The sequence below is a fragment of the Bacillus swezeyi genome (assembly GCF_030908325.1).
Classification (GTDB): domain Bacteria; phylum Bacillota; class Bacilli; order Bacillales; family Bacillaceae; genus Bacillus; species Bacillus swezeyi.
The window spans coordinates 1499260-1513626 of sequence record NZ_CP133085.1 but is presented as its reverse complement, the minus strand read 5'-3'; the positions used below and the strand labels follow the sequence as shown (position 1 = coordinate 1513626).

Sequence of the window (14367 nt, the reverse complement as noted above, 5' to 3'; positions counted from 1 at the left end):
TCCATTTTGCATTCGGCCGTTGATCCCATTCAAAAGTGGGAATCGTTCGACAGCGCCCGCATTTGGGAAAAAGCTTCTTAAATCCGCCGCACGGCTGACCGACGGCTTAGAAGGCCGTTGACCCTTAGAGACACTATGGGCCATCACTTAATCAAAAACCCGTCGTATCAAGGTTCTTTGCCCTTTTTTGCTGTCTGTAGGAACTAAATATACCTAATTGGGAGTGAATCCGCTCCCCGCTCGCTCCCAATTTGCCCATTTATTCATCTGCTTGAAAATAGGACATTCGCTTCCATATAAGAAGATAAGATCGGGGAACAGTTAAATGGACAGCTATGATGCTGCCGGAGCATGTCAGCTTGCTTCGAGAGTTAGAAAGCAACCGCAACAGAGTGAAAAGGCCGGTGCTTGACATGGCTCAAATAGAAGATATGGAACAGGTTATATGTGAGGCGATGGAGTTTAATTCCCTGGTGCAGTTCGCTGTATTTAAGCCGCTGCCGTTTTTAAATGGGCTGAAACCGGAGAAATCATTTGTATAGAAGGAAAAATTCATTACATAAACCAGATCCGCAAGGTTTTTCATGTCGTGGATTCAAAAGGGGACACCAGCCTCATTAAATTTGAGGATGTTGTCGGCGTGGAAATGAAATAAACCCTTTCCATGATCAAAGATGCTACAAACGTCTTCTTTTCTAATATAAACATATTTGGTAAAATTGAGGTGTTGGTTAAAGAATTCAAAGATCTGGGAGTGACCAGCAAATGCTTTTGTTTTTTGGTAACTTTATCTTGTTCTATTTGTTCGGTTCAGTTGCATTCGCCCTTTTCAAAGTAATGTACTACAATATCAGCAAAAAATTTGTTACAAAGACGGCAGATGGTACAAAACTGAATTGGGCTTTGAATGTTTTTGTTAAAAACGGTAAGAAAATGGACAGTAACGACTATTTTGTTATAGGTGTTTTTGCGGGTTTATGTGCGATTTATATATAAAAAGCTCCTGGAAATAATCCAGGAGCTTTTTTTATTTCGTTGGATATCCATTATTTTTACAGAACTGTTTAATTTTCTTATGTTTTTTGGAAAACTTTTTGCATGCTTGTTTGATCCCATGTGTATAAAGATCTTTTAAGAACGCTTGTGCCACTCCTGCTAATCCAAGTGCTGTCAAAAGTGCGATTAATTCTTGAAGTGAAATATATACAACCCAAGGTAACGCAGGTACAAACATAGGCTTGATTTGATTATCGCCTTTATTCGCAACCTGTTTCCCTTCCTCTAAAAATTTCACTTGTTCTGTTGGTAAGTTTTCATAAAATAGAGCCATGTTAGTTACTTGATCTACTGTAAATCCAATCTGAATTGCTTTTTGACGGTCGACTGAATATGTAAAATCATCATTTGTGATCAATGCTTCTTTCACAAACCTTTTTGCTTTCTCCATGTCTTCTTCGTCAATATTTTGTACGACATCGTTAACTTTCTGGTTACTCATCAAGCTCTCTGTTACATTTTTGGCTTGTACTGTAGAAGCCGGCGTAGTCAATACAACTGTGGTTAGAAGTGCTAGTGCAGAAAGTACCATGAACACTCTAGCTTTCAAACTCTTCATACCAAATTAAACCTCCTATAGTTTATATCCACAAGTAAAATATTAACATATAAACCAACAGAAAGGGAATTCCATTTTTTTTAAAATTTTATAAACTTTTAATTTTTTATCTGCTATAAGATTAGTATTTTATTTTAATAGGCTCTCTGTCACGAGAGCCTATTTTCACTTCAATAATGACTCTATTTTCGCTTTCGTTTTCGGCCCATAAATGCCATCAGCAGACAGCCCGTGCATCAACTGGAATCGTCTTACGGCATCCGCTGTGTCTGGGCCGTAATAGCCATCAATCCCGTGATTCTTGGCTTTTTTGTTCGGGTAGAAATAAAGAGCAGCCAGCGCATCCTGAATCTGCCGGACGGCTGTTCCTTTCATCATCGGACTTTTCACTTTATAGATGTCGGACGGCAGCTTGTAAGATGATTTTTTCTTTTTCGCCTCAATAGCCTGCAATGCTTTTTCTGTTGCCGGTCCGTAAATTCCGTCAACCGCAATTCCGGCTTTCTTTTGAAGAGATTTGACAGCTTGTACGGTTTCATTTCCGTAAGAGCCGTCAGCCCCGTACTTCGGCAGCGAAAAGCCTGCGGCAATCAGGCGTTTTTGTAGCGCCTTTACTTTTGAGCCTGACAAACCTTTTTTCAGGATAGTTCCGGTCGATTTGCTCGGCTGGCTCGTGGATGCCGTTGTTTTAGAGATCGTTTTATTACCAAGCAGGCTGTCAACTTTTTTCCTGAAGGCCGTCAGCTGGCTTGAATCGCTCACCCACGGTGCAGGACAGTTTTTGTTTGTTACATCGTAATGACGGACGATTTTGTCAGTTGACAGCCCGTAGCGCTTGCACAAATCGGCGACCAATTCAGCAGCATTTTGAAGGGTTTCGCTGTGAATCTTGCCGTTTTTTTCAACACACAATTCAACGCCGATAGCCTTCGTGTTGGCATTCGGCTTTAGAAAGCTGACATAGCAGCGATTTCTGTCATGTGCATGGTATGCAACTTCATTTTCAGGAATAATCTGCTGTGCCTCTTTCCAGTCCACAAAGTAATGAGCAGACGCATATCGTTTATCAGCAATACAAGTGCCGTTAAAATAATTCCGTTCATTCAGCGCCGGTGCACCCGGTGTTGCCGTCCAATGCATCACAATCCCTTTTACGCCTGACAACTTAAGACCGGGCCGGGTGTATTGATTGATTTTTACAAAGTTCTTTACTACCTTAACCAACCTCATCATCCCTTTCTTTTTAATAAAAAGCCACCCTTAGGCAGCATCATTTCGTTAAGCCTTTTTGCTGTAAAACGCCTTTTTGTTGCTTGCCTTTCTCCGTGACATAGTTGTTTTTAAACCAGGCGATAAGCGATGTGACGATCGTAAAAGCCGCAGATCCGGCCACATACAGAGCGTCCGCCAATGTATTGATCTGATCTTCGCTGATCGGCAAAACCGGTTTCCCGCACATCATCAACGTCTGGTTTACCAATGCAATAAAAAGAAGCACCGTCCGTACGACTGTGCCTTTGTCCACATTCTTCATCTGATTTTCCTCCCTTATTTCTGCAGCAGGCTATAAAAAACAGCGATCGCTCCGCCGATGAGGCCGGTGCTGACCGCTGTGATGATGGCGCCTGTGATGCTGCGCTTGATCCAAGTAGTGTTTTCTTCAATCTTATTCAGCTTGTCATTGATCGACATGATTTGCTGATCGTGGCGTTCTGACGTTCTTTCGAGTGTGCTGACACGCTTTTCAAGCGTTTTTTGACCTGATTTAATTTCTGTTATTTCTTTTTGAAAAACGTCCATTTCATTTGTTTGCGGCATCTACATCCTCCCTCCTTTCAATATCTCGCGTATTTAGCGCGGAATTATTTCATCTTGGATTATTCTCATTTCTCGTATGCATATCAACATTTGTTTTCATACTTTGCATCTGTCGCTTCAAACCGCCCCGATTTTTTACAATCCTTGTGCTACAGCCAATTTGAATTCCTCTCCAGCCAACTCTTGATACTGCTCCTCTGAGATTAATTTTTTCTCGACGCCTTCTTTTATATCGTCTAAGGTACAATCCTCTAAATGAATGGCTTCTTTTACCACATCAACTGTTGCCCATTTATAATACAAAGCTAAAATCCAAAAATTCATTTTTCTTGACCTCCTTTTAAATGGAAGAGTTCTAATTTAAGGGCAGCCAACTCATTTTCCATTGTTTGATTTGCTCTCTCAATTTTTTTACGGGCGATTCTTTCTTGAGATAGCTGCTCTCCCAATGTTTTCAGCGGATCCTCATCTATATATGCAGGATATTGCTGAGATTCCTCCCACCACAATTCAAGTTCTTCCTGAGATGGAGCCGATTCACTTAAGTTCCACTTACTGATGTAAACATTCCCGTTTTCTGCTCTAATTTCAAAATCCTGATTCGGAATTGCATTGGGATATTTGTACATGATTGCATCGTATATTATCATTTTTAATAATTGATACCTCCAAGCTCCAATATATCAAAATAGTTATATTGACCAGTTCTGTCGGCAATATAACGCTGCTCATCTCCGTTATAATTGACATACATATGAATCTCTACATAATCTCCAGGATTCATCGGCACTGTACAGCTTCCGTACACCCCAACATTCAGTTCTGATGAAGCGGTATTTGCCGGTGTTGGAATCCGATAATGCCCAATATTTTTATACCTGCTTCCATTCAAATATACGATTAATTCAAAATTACAGTAGTTCATAGAATTATCCATATATACTCCGGTGCCTATCAGATACACTCCTGAATGTGAAGCTGTAAAACGGTTTTTAGAGGTGTCAAAAAGATTGTGGCTGTCTTTAATGATTCGATTAAACTCAATTTTGTTAATGGCCCCCTTTGTCAGAGCCTGTCTGCCATTAGTACTGACATTTGCATGAGCAAAACCGGATATTTTCTCCCACGTCGTCCACCCCGAGCTAGTATACCAATGACGAACCCACGTTCCAATTCCTGTATTAGTATTTAATTGGTTGCCAAGACCATAAAAGTACTGTGTAAAACGAAAATTTGACCATTTCTCATTTTTTATTAAACCGTAGCCTAAAGGATACCCTGTTTGATTGTTATTTATGTTCATAAGTGTTATTCCGTTGGGATAGGTATCCCCGCTTACTGTTGCATCTTGAATCGCATCAGAATCGGTCAATACAGTTAATTTTTGATTTGTGAAATTCGTGTCGGCATAGCTTTTTGCATCATTAAGCGCCTTGGTTGCTTTTTGCTGTGCCCCTGCTTCTGTTTCGAGTTTTGTCCACTCTTTAAACGTCCCATTCCCCTGTGTAGTTCTCCATGTAGATCCGTCATTTCCCAGCGCGATCACTTCGCTGACATTGTCTTGACCTATTTGCAGCCCTCTTAATGAAATATGTTGAGCAGGATTATTCACTGTTGTGCTATTAGAATAAAATGTTACCGTCCTCGCATTTTTCAATTCTTCAAGAATGTCTTTATCAGACAAGTTCAGTTTGTGTATACCTGTGTCAGAGGTTAATTTATATAGTTGCCCATTATTCCACTTCGTGCGCTCCGCCCCAGTAATGTGCAGTTTATTGTCATTTGCATGTGCATCTACCTTGCCTTGCGCATCATCGGCTGATTCTAATTCCACCCACGCCGTCCAGGAAGAACCGCCGTTCCAATAACGGATTTTTGGCTTCATATTGTCTTGAGCCATCATCATTTGTGTGCCACGCATTTGGTCAATCTTATAGGTCAGTACCGTTGTATAGGAATGGTATCCGTTTTTTTCTGTGCCGGCCATCATAGAATAGCCATTTGGATAGGAAGAAAGCGGAGTATCTTCTGCAAGTTCATTTATGATGTTCACCTGTTCAGATGTTACATTATGCGGATTGTTTTTATTCTTAACATGCTGATCCGTAAAATCCTTCGCATTCTTTTCAGCCTCTTCAGCACGCTGTCCAATCAGGTTATCATTTTCATTCAGCTGATCAATCACTTCATTAAACAAATCGGCATGGGCGCGGTCTGTCGTTTCAAAGCGTCTCGGTTTTTGAATGTCCACTTGTTAAATCCCCCTTAATAAATGTCGTCGATTTCAAAGACGAATTCGATGTCGCCGTCTTTATGTTTGTCTGTCATGGTCCTGACCGCGGTGAATTTTCCGTTTTCATCGACAAGGGCGAGTTCGTTGATGATCTCCCCGGCCAGCTCGCTTTCTTCCAATGTGCATGTATAGCGGACTTTCGCCGGTTCCATGAAGACGAATCCGTCGATGTCTTTTTGAAGAAGTTCGTTTTTCAGCGCCTGCTCTGTGCCCTGTAATGAAATCGGTTCGCCTGTATCGTTTGTTCCTCCGTTTCCGAAAGCCATTTTGACGATTTTAGTGAGTGTGCCTCCTTCCGCCCGTGCTTTTGCCATTTGCTGTCTTGCATAAAGCGTTGTCACCGTTAATTGTTCTGCCATGTTCATGTCTCCTTTTATAATGCGATTTTTTGCGCTGACGCTGCCAGCTGTTTTGTCCCGTCAAGGAAATATGCGCCGTTAAGCGTCCACCATTTTTCTTTCATTTCAAGTGAACCCGTTTGTTTGATATCGTGCTGGCATTTGAAGCTGATGTTGAGCGACTGGACCTTCTCGTTTTGATTGCTGATGCCGGATCTAAGACTGGATTTTGCTTTTTGTCTCGTTCGATTTTCTGTGCTTGCCCTCATCATAAGGTGTGAAGCAGACCAAATGTTTTGCTGCTTTTTATGGCGCAGTGTCAGCTGATGCCTGAATCTGCGCGGCAAACCGTCAATCTCGCGGAAGCCGTTCAAATAAAATGAATCATCAAGCGGATACTGGCCGTCTAAATAGACCGGAATCGTCCCGAAAAAACCGTTTTTGCTTCTTAATACAAGCCTGTTTTGATAGCTTTTCGGAGCCTGAAACCTATAATGAAACCCGCCCCGAAACGTGTAAGCTAAATGGGCGGGCTTCATATGGTTGACGGTCTGGATGATGGAAGGAATATACTGCAGATCTTCTCCGTTTACATTCAGCAAAAAATGATACCGCCCTGCGGTCAGTCTGACTTCTGCGGACGGCTGTTTTAAAAAAGCATTGACTGCGCGTTCGATCGAGCGGTAGGTGATCGGCGGAATGTTGGACATTTTAGTCAATAATCGCGCTCGTCGAATATCAACGCCATCCGAAGCTTCGCGCCTGACATCCAAAATCGTTTCCCACCGCTCCAGTCCCCAAGTGGCCGTTGTGACAAAGAGCTGGTCTGTCATGTCAAAAATCTGTTCATTCTGCTTTTCAAACTCAGGGGCTTCAGTATTTAAAATCTCATCGATCTCCCGGATTTTCGCTAAATAGGGAGGCAGGTCGAAAGTCATTTCGTCAATCTTGCTCAATGATGGTCACCTGCCCCAGCTTTGGAATTTCCGTCTCTGTCAACTGCAGATTTTTCGCTTCGCCGTTAATGGCCACTTCAGCATAGTCGCTGACAGAGGATGATTCATATATCATGTTGTTGATTTGCGACAGCCGGATGACGCTTTCTTTAAAGGCAATTTCTTTAAACAAAAGAGTGATCTTTTCTTCAATTTCCTGTTTGGCGTCAGCGATCGTCCGGCCTGTTGCAGGAATGATTTTCGCCGAGATTTGAATGTCTTTCCATACTGCGCTTTCAACCGTCGCATATGCGCCGATCGGCGCCATCCCTTCTCCTTTTCCAGGTTCAGGGTCGATATATTGCTTGACTCTTTCGATTAAAACTTGTGATGCAGGCTCCATTTTGGCATTTGTAATGACGATTTTCACTGTTCCTTCGCCATTCCAGAGCGGAAAAATTTTTGCTTTGCCGACACCTTCCACTTCTTCCGCCCACTGTTTGTAATGGAGCTGATTCGCGCTGACTGCTTCCCGGCGGACCCGCACCAGATACCTTTCATACAGAGACTCGTCCGATTCTTCATCCCGACCTGGGATCTCGAGATTCCCCATGACCGCTTTTTCAAGTCCGGGGATGGTGTCGAGCGGGAGCAAAGTTTGACCTGTGAGGTTTGCGTTCCCGCTTGTCCCCGCAGTTTCACATTCCAGTTTTCCGTTCTCCTGCATCGTAAAGTACAAGTCTTCTAGAAAAAAACGGGTTCCGGCGGGAATGAACACACCTTCTGTAAACTCGCCGGACCAGATCGCTTTTGATGCCTGGTAGCGCTCTAAGCCGGCTTCAACAGCCCTTCTGTCCAAATATTCTCCTTCAGCTGTATCCGCGTAAACCAAATTCAGCACTTGGTCAAGCCAAATATAAGAAACAGCCAGCTCAGCCGCCGCCGGGGCAAGGGCATTCCAGATCACACTGTTTTCACGCTTGTCAATATCAGCTGAAACCCGGTCAAGCATCCGTTCCATAATCTCTTCAAATGTCTGATTTTCAAACATCTTCCCCTATCACCTCCTCTATTTCCAATGTCCCTTCATCTGTTTCCACTGTAAATGACACATGGAAAGCATCCCCATGACGTTCAATCTCAAAATCGCTTACTGCAGCGATCCGCTCATCATAGATGAGAGCTTCTTCAATCAACCTCGGAATCTCCATTTCTTTATAAGCATCTGTTGTCTCATTGTCTGAAAGCACTTCCTGAAGCTCATTCCCTATATTATGGCTGTAGACGGCATAGGCATAACGCTCAGTTCTCAGCGCCATGTAAACCATTTGTTCAATTGCCTCAAGTCCTGAAATAATTTCACCTGTAAGCCGGCCGGTTTCAAAATCAATTTTGTACGTTTTTGAGGTTTCGATTACTTCACTGTCATCCTCGATATCTTCGAAAGGTATTTCTGGTGAAAGAGCCAAACCAAGCCACCTCCTATATTCTGTCGATCACAAAAAAAGATTGTCCGCCCGGCATAGCGGCAATCATCACGTGGTCGCCTGCATGTAATTGATTGTAAAAGCGTATCGTTTTCTCTTCCCCGTCAATCCGGATCAGTTCTGTATGTTCAGTTAAATGCCGGGCCACCACCAATAAGTCGGACGGGATCACCAATTTTTCATGATCGCGCAGTTTAAGCTTGAGCGGGGCGGCAGAAACAACTTCCGCAGGCATGACATCAACAGGTGCTTCGGCATTTACAGCTCCCAGAGCCAGTTCTTTTATCGCATCGCTAAATCTCATGATGATGCTCCTTTAGGTAAAGTGTTTTTCGCTACAACATCAATCGTCATCATATGCTTCGTTCCGATAAAGTCATGTTTATCTTTATCAACCCAGTAAGTCTCTTTGACACCGGCCTCCGGAATCGAAATATAAACCGGCAGACCGCTTTGGATTTCAGGAATGCCGATGGCCTGTATGCTTTTCAGCTCTTTTTTGACACCTTTCTTTTCGGCTTGCAGCCGCTTTGCCCGGTCGCGCAATTGAGCCTGGTTAATATCGTCTGAAACCGTTTCTGTATATTGAAGAACGCCGAATTTTTTTATGCCCGAGCTGTCGCTCTCAGATGCAGTATAGGTTTTGTTATCCTTCTGTTTTCTCAATTTAACCCGGGTTGCCGTTTCTTCGATTGATGTGCTGTAGCCGTAATCCGTAATGTTGACGCCGGTTTCCAAAACCCAAATCTCCGCCGGGGATGGCCATGCTCTTAAACAGAGCCTGCCTTTTTCTGAATACAGCTGATAATTTTTCCCCGTTTGTTTTTGTGTTTCCTTTAGTGCCTTTAAGATGATGTCATATAGGCTCGTATTGTCCTTGAACACAAGCGATTTGATCGTGTGACCCGTTTTGGCGATCGCGCCTTTTGGAATCTGAAAGTCGCTTGCAATCCGCTTGACAATCTCATCGGCCGTTTTGTTCGAAAAGACATAAACATCCTGGTTTTTCACCAAGTACTGAAGCATGTCATACGCTTTAAACGACAGTGTAAATTCTTTCGGCACCCTGCTGAACACGATGCCGCGAAACAGCTCTTTTCCTTTCCATTTGAACAGAACGGTATCGCCTTCCTGTACGGTGTAGTACTTATGGTTCCCTTGCTTGATCACAATCTGAGCCTCGATCGAGCGCGGAGCCTGAAATCTTTGGCCTTCCAATGAGACGCTTTCTGCGACAAGCTCATACCATTCGGTTTCTTTTATGACAAATAGTTCGATCATCATTATCCCCTGCTTTGATTTAACGAAGAAGCACCGGACATGCCGGTGCCACATTCTACGGTATTTTCAGCTTCTGCCCCGGAAAAATCCAATGTCCCGGCTGCTTAATGTTGCGCTTGCTGCGTTTTATCATCGCTTGTTTATTGGCATTCCAAATTTTTCGCCACTCCTGGCTGTTTCCGTAAAAGCGCCCTGCAATGTGCCAGAGCGTATCTCCTTTTTTGACGGTGTATACTTTAGGAGCAGACTTGGACGGCCGTTTCTTTTTTGTCTTCTTTTTCTGTTTGATCTTTCGCGGCGAAGCTGTTATATATTCTTTTAATGAGATATCAAAATCGCGGTCGCCGATATCCTTTTCTCCCTCGTGATGGGAAAAGCTTTCGATGCTGCATGTGAAATTAACCTTCGTCCCGGTCACGAGAAATCGAACCGGCTTTTTTGCTTTCATCCATTTTTCAATTTTAAGAATCGCGTTTTCCGGCGAAGGAAACCCTTTGTATTCGGCGAGTGAAGAATATTTTTTTGGAAAATGGGACGAAAACGAAATCGTCTTGGCGCCCGGTTCATTAATAAAGGTGACCTCGCCGAATTTCGCCACTTTTACCGACTCGTTACCAAGATTATCGCTGACCACAAGCTGCTCCGGAAGAACGGGGAGGCGCAGCTTTTCCTTGCCTTGTGTCAGCCAAAATTCGTACACGGATTTAGTCATAAGCTACGCTTCCTTTCGTTCCGATATGGATGTCTCGCTCAAGCTCTTCGACAAGAGCCCGCTTCATTTTGGCAATCAATGTCTCATGATCCTGATCATTGTGGTAGTGATTGTCTCCTGTTATATAAATATTGACTTCTTTGGCTCCTTTTGCAGCCGTTTGCTGCGTGCGGGTTGCACCTGCAGTGGCTGCCGCCGCTTGACCGCTTGGTATAGAGCCGGACGGCTCGGAAGCCGGATCATGAACTTCCATTCCCAACGCTCCTGCAGCCCGATGCAGCAAGTATTTGCCGCGAATGCCGCGCTCTTCTGGAATGATCCACTCGCGCTTGCCGCCTTCACCGACCCTGGCGATTTGCTCGCTTGTAATTAAGCCGCCGTTGGCATAGCCTTTATAAGCCCCGCCTCTTGCCATGCTTTTGATACCTGGAGTATTGAAAGGCGACCCGTATCTCGATTTGATGTAGTTGATGGCAGCTACCGCATTATGAATCGGATTGAAAATATCGTTCATTCCTTTTTCTTTGTATGCGTTGAACGTTTGGCCGATCGTCTGCATCAAACCTCTGCTCGGGTCCCCCCGCTTGGCATTGATGTCCCAGCCGTTGTAGGCACGCGGGTTCCCCCCTGATTCTTTTTGGGCAATGACAGAAAGCGGATCTAGCCAAGACAGCGGTGATCCTGTCGCCATTAACGCCTGCTTTATCCAGGACTTCACATTTCCGCCGACTGCACCGATGCCTGAGAAAGCGGCTGCCAGTGATCCGGCTTGTTTTTCAGCAAAACTTTTGACATCGACAGAGCTTAAGCCTTTGACGATACCGACCGAGGCAAAACGTCCGAGGCTCATCATAACCCGGGATGGAGAATGGATATCAAGTTCTTCACGGAACGCTTTTTCTACTTTTTTGGCCAGGTCTTTCGCAGCCTGGGACACTTCACTGCTTTTCTCATTCATGCCGGAAATAAAATGCCCGATCATTCCGGAACCCCATCCCGAAGCAGACTGTCTAGAATCCAGGAACGGTTTATTGATGTTTTTTTCTACGTATTGCGTCGTCCCCGTCGGTGTCGTATTTTGCCCTGAAGCAAAGTTTTTGACAGTATTCACTCCCCATGAGGATGAGGTTTTCACTGTTGTTTGGTAAGGCGCATTTACTTTTGACTGGAGAAAGCCGTTCGTACCCGTCACAGACGCATTTTGCCCTGAAGCAAACCCGGCGACTGTTTGTTTGCCGTAATTAGACGATTCTGCCGCAAGACTGCTAAACGGTTTGCCAATATTTTTTTGCTTCCATTCATCAAGTGAAACAGTATTTGAGCCGATGCCTGTGTCAAATCCGTCGGTAAATTCCCGGCCGAGAGACGCTGCCTGATTCGCCATATTCACGGTGCTCACGGCAGGCGAAACAGAAGCTGAATAGGAAGACACGCTTGAAACAGTTGGAGCAGTTCCGCCATCTGCCGCTGCGGCACCCATGTCGTCAACAACGTGCATGCCAAGCTTTGTCGCCGCCTGGGCAAGCAGCATTTTTCCCCTTCCGCGATTGTTTTCCGTCGGGATGACAAATTCGTTCCCGGCTTCACCGATCCAGGAGATGGTTGGTTTTGTGATGTAGCCGCCTGTGGCGTTTTTATCGGCTTCTTCGTTGTTCCCTGTCATGAAGTTGATGACGGCATCGATACCGCCGCCGACCTTTCCCCAAATCTTTCCTACCCAACCGAACGCTGCTTCAAAACCATCACTGATCAGACTTGCAATCTTTACAATCGGCTTTTGAATGTTTTTCTCAAACCAGCCGGCTACACCTTCCCAAATGTCCGTCACCGTTTTTTTGGCAGCTTCGAATTTATCTCCGATGGCTTCCTTTACTCCTGAGAACGTACTTTGTATCGGGTTCCAGACCGTATTCATAAACCATGAAGATACCGCGCCCCATACTCCTTTGATCATGTTCCAAGTCGTTTGAAAACGATTCCAGATACCTGTCGCTACTTCAATCACTTTTGAGACCACCGGATTCCATACGTTTTCCGCAAACCAGCCGGCCACTGTCATAAAGGTTTCCTGGATCATCGTCCAGGCTGTCACAAGCTGGTTCCAGATTCCTGTCGCTACTTCAATCACTTTTGTGACCACCGGATTCCATACGTTTTCCGCAAACCAGCCGGCCACTGTCATAAAGGTTTCCTGAATCATCGTCCAGGCTGTCACAAGCTGGTTCCAGATTCCTGTCGCTACCGCTATCACATTTGTGATGATCGGATTCCAGACATTTTCTGTAAACCAGCCAGCCACTGTCATAAAAGTCTCCTGAATCATCGTCCAGGCTGTTACAAGCTGGTTCCAGATACCTGTCGCTACACCGATCACTGTTGTGAAAAGCGGGTTCCAGACGTTTTCCGTAAACCAGCCCGCAACCGTCATAAACGTTTCCTGAATCATCGTCCAGGCTGTTACAAGCTGATTCCAGATGCCCGTCGCTACCTCCATGACCTTTCCGGCAACTGGGTTCCATACATTGTCAGCAAACCAGCCAGAAACCGCTGACCAAGTTTGTTGAATGGCTGCCAGGGCCTCTCCGGATTTTTCCTTTATTGTATTCCAGGTTTTCACAACACCGCCGTTGTCATCAAACATCTTTCCGAGTGATTCCCCGATGCTTGAACCTCCCATGCTTCCGACCATGCCACCGATAGCGCCTCCAATTGCTGTTCCGCCTACGGGAAGAATTGCCGTTCCGATTGCCGCACCCGCTGCTGCGCCTGCTAAACCGCCGCCAATTCCTCCACCTGCTGAACCAATTTTTTGGCCTGCATTTTCACTGTTCATATCCATTAATTCAGTAGCTGATAAAAGCGCCCCAGCATAAGGCAGGACTTTACCCCCTACTTTTCCCACTTTCCGAAGACCTCTCATAAACCTGCCGCCGGATCTATTTCTTCCTGTTCTTGATTCTCCACCAGAAGAGCTTCCTTCACCTCCAGGCCCGCTGCTTGTTGTCGGTTCATTGATCAACGAACCGCCTCCCTCACAGCAACAACCCCCACCACTTTCCTCTCCCTTGAGTAAATTGCCGAGGACAGCATCAAACGATTTATCCATGATCTTTTCTGGAAGACTGTCCAGCCATTTGACAAACCTTTTTTTACCCGCATTTAGGATTCCTGTCCATATTGCTTCCTCTTTACCCTCAGAAGATTCATTGTTGTCCGTCTTTTCCTCTTTTACAATGGTGTCAATTTCAAGGGTTCGTTTAGCCTCAATGTTTTTTAGTTTTTTCTGAAGAGCTAAGATCTTCTTATTAATCGTCTGGTCATTAATCGTAAGGGTCGCCTGATATTCTCTCGCAAAATTGCTTTTGATGAATGATGAAATTCGGCTTACAGTATTTGTCACTTTATCAATTACGTAAAGTGTTGCTGTATATCCTTTTTGCAACGTGCCTTTCATGTAGCCGGCGATTTTTCGAACGGTATCGGTCACTTTGTCATTGACGGCTGCTGTTATTGAGTAATCACCAGATGACAGAGCGGAAAGCATGTTTCTGATTTTATGAATCCCGGCTGTCGCCTGGTCATGAACAGCTATCGAGAATTCAAAGCTTTCAGGCAGTTTCTTTTTGAGCTGATCTGATATGTTTTGAATGGTCCGGCTTGCCAAGTCAACAGCTGAGATCTTCATCTGCCACGAGTCCAGATTTGTTCTTAATGAAACATGAAGTTTTTTCAATGTTTTCGCTGCCTTATCAGCCCTCACTTTGACTGTAAGCGGGCGGCTAAGCATTTTCCGTCTTTTTTCCAAGTCCTTAAATCCTTTTTGAATCCTCCGCAGCTTCTTCGACACCCGGTCTTCCAGCTCAAACCGCGCAGTCAGTTTTGCCATGA

The 14367-nt window shown here is 44.7% G+C and carries 15 protein-coding genes and 2 pseudogenes; 2 read left to right on the top strand and 15 right to left on the bottom strand.

What is annotated here, in order from left to right:
• Positions 1-335 precede the first annotated feature (335 nt).
• Together RBH91_RS07360 and RBH91_RS07355 are read left to right on the top strand one after the other, a co-directional pair.
• A pseudogene (locus RBH91_RS07360) lies at positions 336-655 on the top strand (YolD-like family protein).
• A gap of 110 nt (positions 656-765) precedes the next feature.
• Positions 766-996 carry a hypothetical protein gene (locus RBH91_RS07355; protein ID WP_307893988.1) on the top strand — a complete coding sequence of 77 codons (231 nt, stop codon included), beginning with the start codon at positions 766-768 and terminating at the stop codon, positions 994-996.
• A 31-nt stretch (positions 997-1027) separates the two neighbouring features.
• Here the strand turns inward: RBH91_RS07355 and RBH91_RS07350 are convergent, their stop codons facing one another.
• The 15 genes and pseudogenes from RBH91_RS07350 to RBH91_RS07280 all read right to left on the bottom strand — a co-directional run bounded on the left by RBH91_RS07350 (position 1028) and on the right by RBH91_RS07280 (position 14365).
• Positions 1028-1615 carry a hypothetical protein gene (locus tag RBH91_RS07350; RefSeq protein ID WP_307893987.1) on the bottom strand — a complete coding sequence of 196 codons (588 nt, stop codon included), beginning with the start codon at positions 1613-1615 and terminating at the stop codon, positions 1028-1030.
• A 165-nt stretch (positions 1616-1780) separates the two neighbouring features.
• Positions 1781-2839, bottom strand: coding sequence for a peptidoglycan recognition protein family protein (locus tag RBH91_RS07345; RefSeq protein ID WP_307893986.1), 1059 nt, complete (start codon positions 2837-2839; stop codon positions 1781-1783).
• A gap of 46 nt (positions 2840-2885) precedes the next feature.
• Positions 2886-3149 carry a phage holin gene (locus tag RBH91_RS07340; protein WP_307893985.1) on the bottom strand — a complete coding sequence of 88 codons (264 nt, stop codon included), beginning with the start codon at positions 3147-3149 and terminating at the stop codon, positions 2886-2888.
• A 14-nt stretch (positions 3150-3163) separates the two neighbouring features.
• The gene (locus tag RBH91_RS07335) at positions 3164-3433 is read right to left on the bottom strand and encodes a hemolysin XhlA family protein (protein ID WP_307893984.1); all 270 of its coding nucleotides are present in this window, start codon (positions 3431-3433) and stop codon (positions 3164-3166) included.
• A 135-nt stretch (positions 3434-3568) separates the two neighbouring features.
• Positions 3569-3757 (bottom strand): XkdX family protein, encoded by a 189-nt coding sequence (locus RBH91_RS07330; protein ID WP_307893983.1) that lies wholly within the window; start codon positions 3755-3757, stop codon positions 3569-3571.
• Positions 3754-4083: an XkdW family protein gene (locus RBH91_RS07325; protein WP_307893982.1), complete on the bottom strand. Its 330-nt coding sequence runs from the start codon at positions 4081-4083 to the stop codon at positions 3754-3756. The genes RBH91_RS07330 and RBH91_RS07325 overlap by 4 nt, the downstream gene beginning before the upstream one ends.
• Before the next feature lie 2 nt (positions 4084-4085).
• Positions 4086-5684 (bottom strand): terminase, encoded by a 1599-nt coding sequence (locus RBH91_RS07320; protein ID WP_307893981.1) that lies wholly within the window; start codon positions 5682-5684, stop codon positions 4086-4088.
• Positions 5685-5698: 14 nt separating this feature from the next.
• On the bottom strand, positions 5699-6085 hold the full coding sequence (locus RBH91_RS07315; protein WP_076762284.1) for a phage tail-collar fiber domain-containing protein: 387 nt from the start codon (positions 6083-6085) through the stop codon (positions 5699-5701).
• Positions 6086-6546: 461 nt separating this feature from the next.
• Positions 6547-7020: pseudogene (locus RBH91_RS07310) on the bottom strand (putative phage tail protein); the annotation flags it as partial.
• Positions 7007-8050 carry a baseplate J/gp47 family protein gene (locus RBH91_RS07305; RefSeq protein WP_307893980.1) on the bottom strand — a complete coding sequence of 348 codons (1044 nt, stop codon included), beginning with the start codon at positions 8048-8050 and terminating at the stop codon, positions 7007-7009. The gene RBH91_RS07305 and the pseudogene RBH91_RS07310, both read right to left, overlap by 14 nt.
• Positions 8043-8468: a DUF2634 domain-containing protein gene (locus tag RBH91_RS07300; RefSeq protein WP_076762281.1), complete on the bottom strand. Its 426-nt coding sequence runs from the start codon at positions 8466-8468 to the stop codon at positions 8043-8045. The genes RBH91_RS07305 and RBH91_RS07300 overlap by 8 nt, the downstream gene beginning before the upstream one ends.
• A gap of 13 nt (positions 8469-8481) precedes the next feature.
• Positions 8482-8790 (bottom strand): DUF2577 domain-containing protein, encoded by a 309-nt coding sequence (locus RBH91_RS07295; protein ID WP_076762280.1) that lies wholly within the window; start codon positions 8788-8790, stop codon positions 8482-8484.
• Complete coding sequence (locus RBH91_RS07290; RefSeq protein ID WP_307893979.1) at positions 8787-9767, bottom strand: XkdQ/YqbQ family protein; 981 nt, start codon at positions 9765-9767, stop codon at positions 8787-8789. The genes RBH91_RS07295 and RBH91_RS07290 overlap by 4 nt, the downstream gene beginning before the upstream one ends.
• Positions 9768-9822: 55 nt before the next feature.
• Complete coding sequence (locus RBH91_RS07285; protein ID WP_307893978.1) at positions 9823-10479, bottom strand: LysM peptidoglycan-binding domain-containing protein; 657 nt, start codon at positions 10477-10479, stop codon at positions 9823-9825.
• A complete protein-coding gene (locus RBH91_RS07280; RefSeq protein ID WP_307893977.1) occupies positions 10472-14365 on the bottom strand; it encodes a transglycosylase SLT domain-containing protein in 3894 nt (1297 codons plus the stop codon). The genes RBH91_RS07285 and RBH91_RS07280 overlap by 8 nt, the downstream gene beginning before the upstream one ends.
• Positions 14366-14367 lie beyond the last annotated feature (2 nt).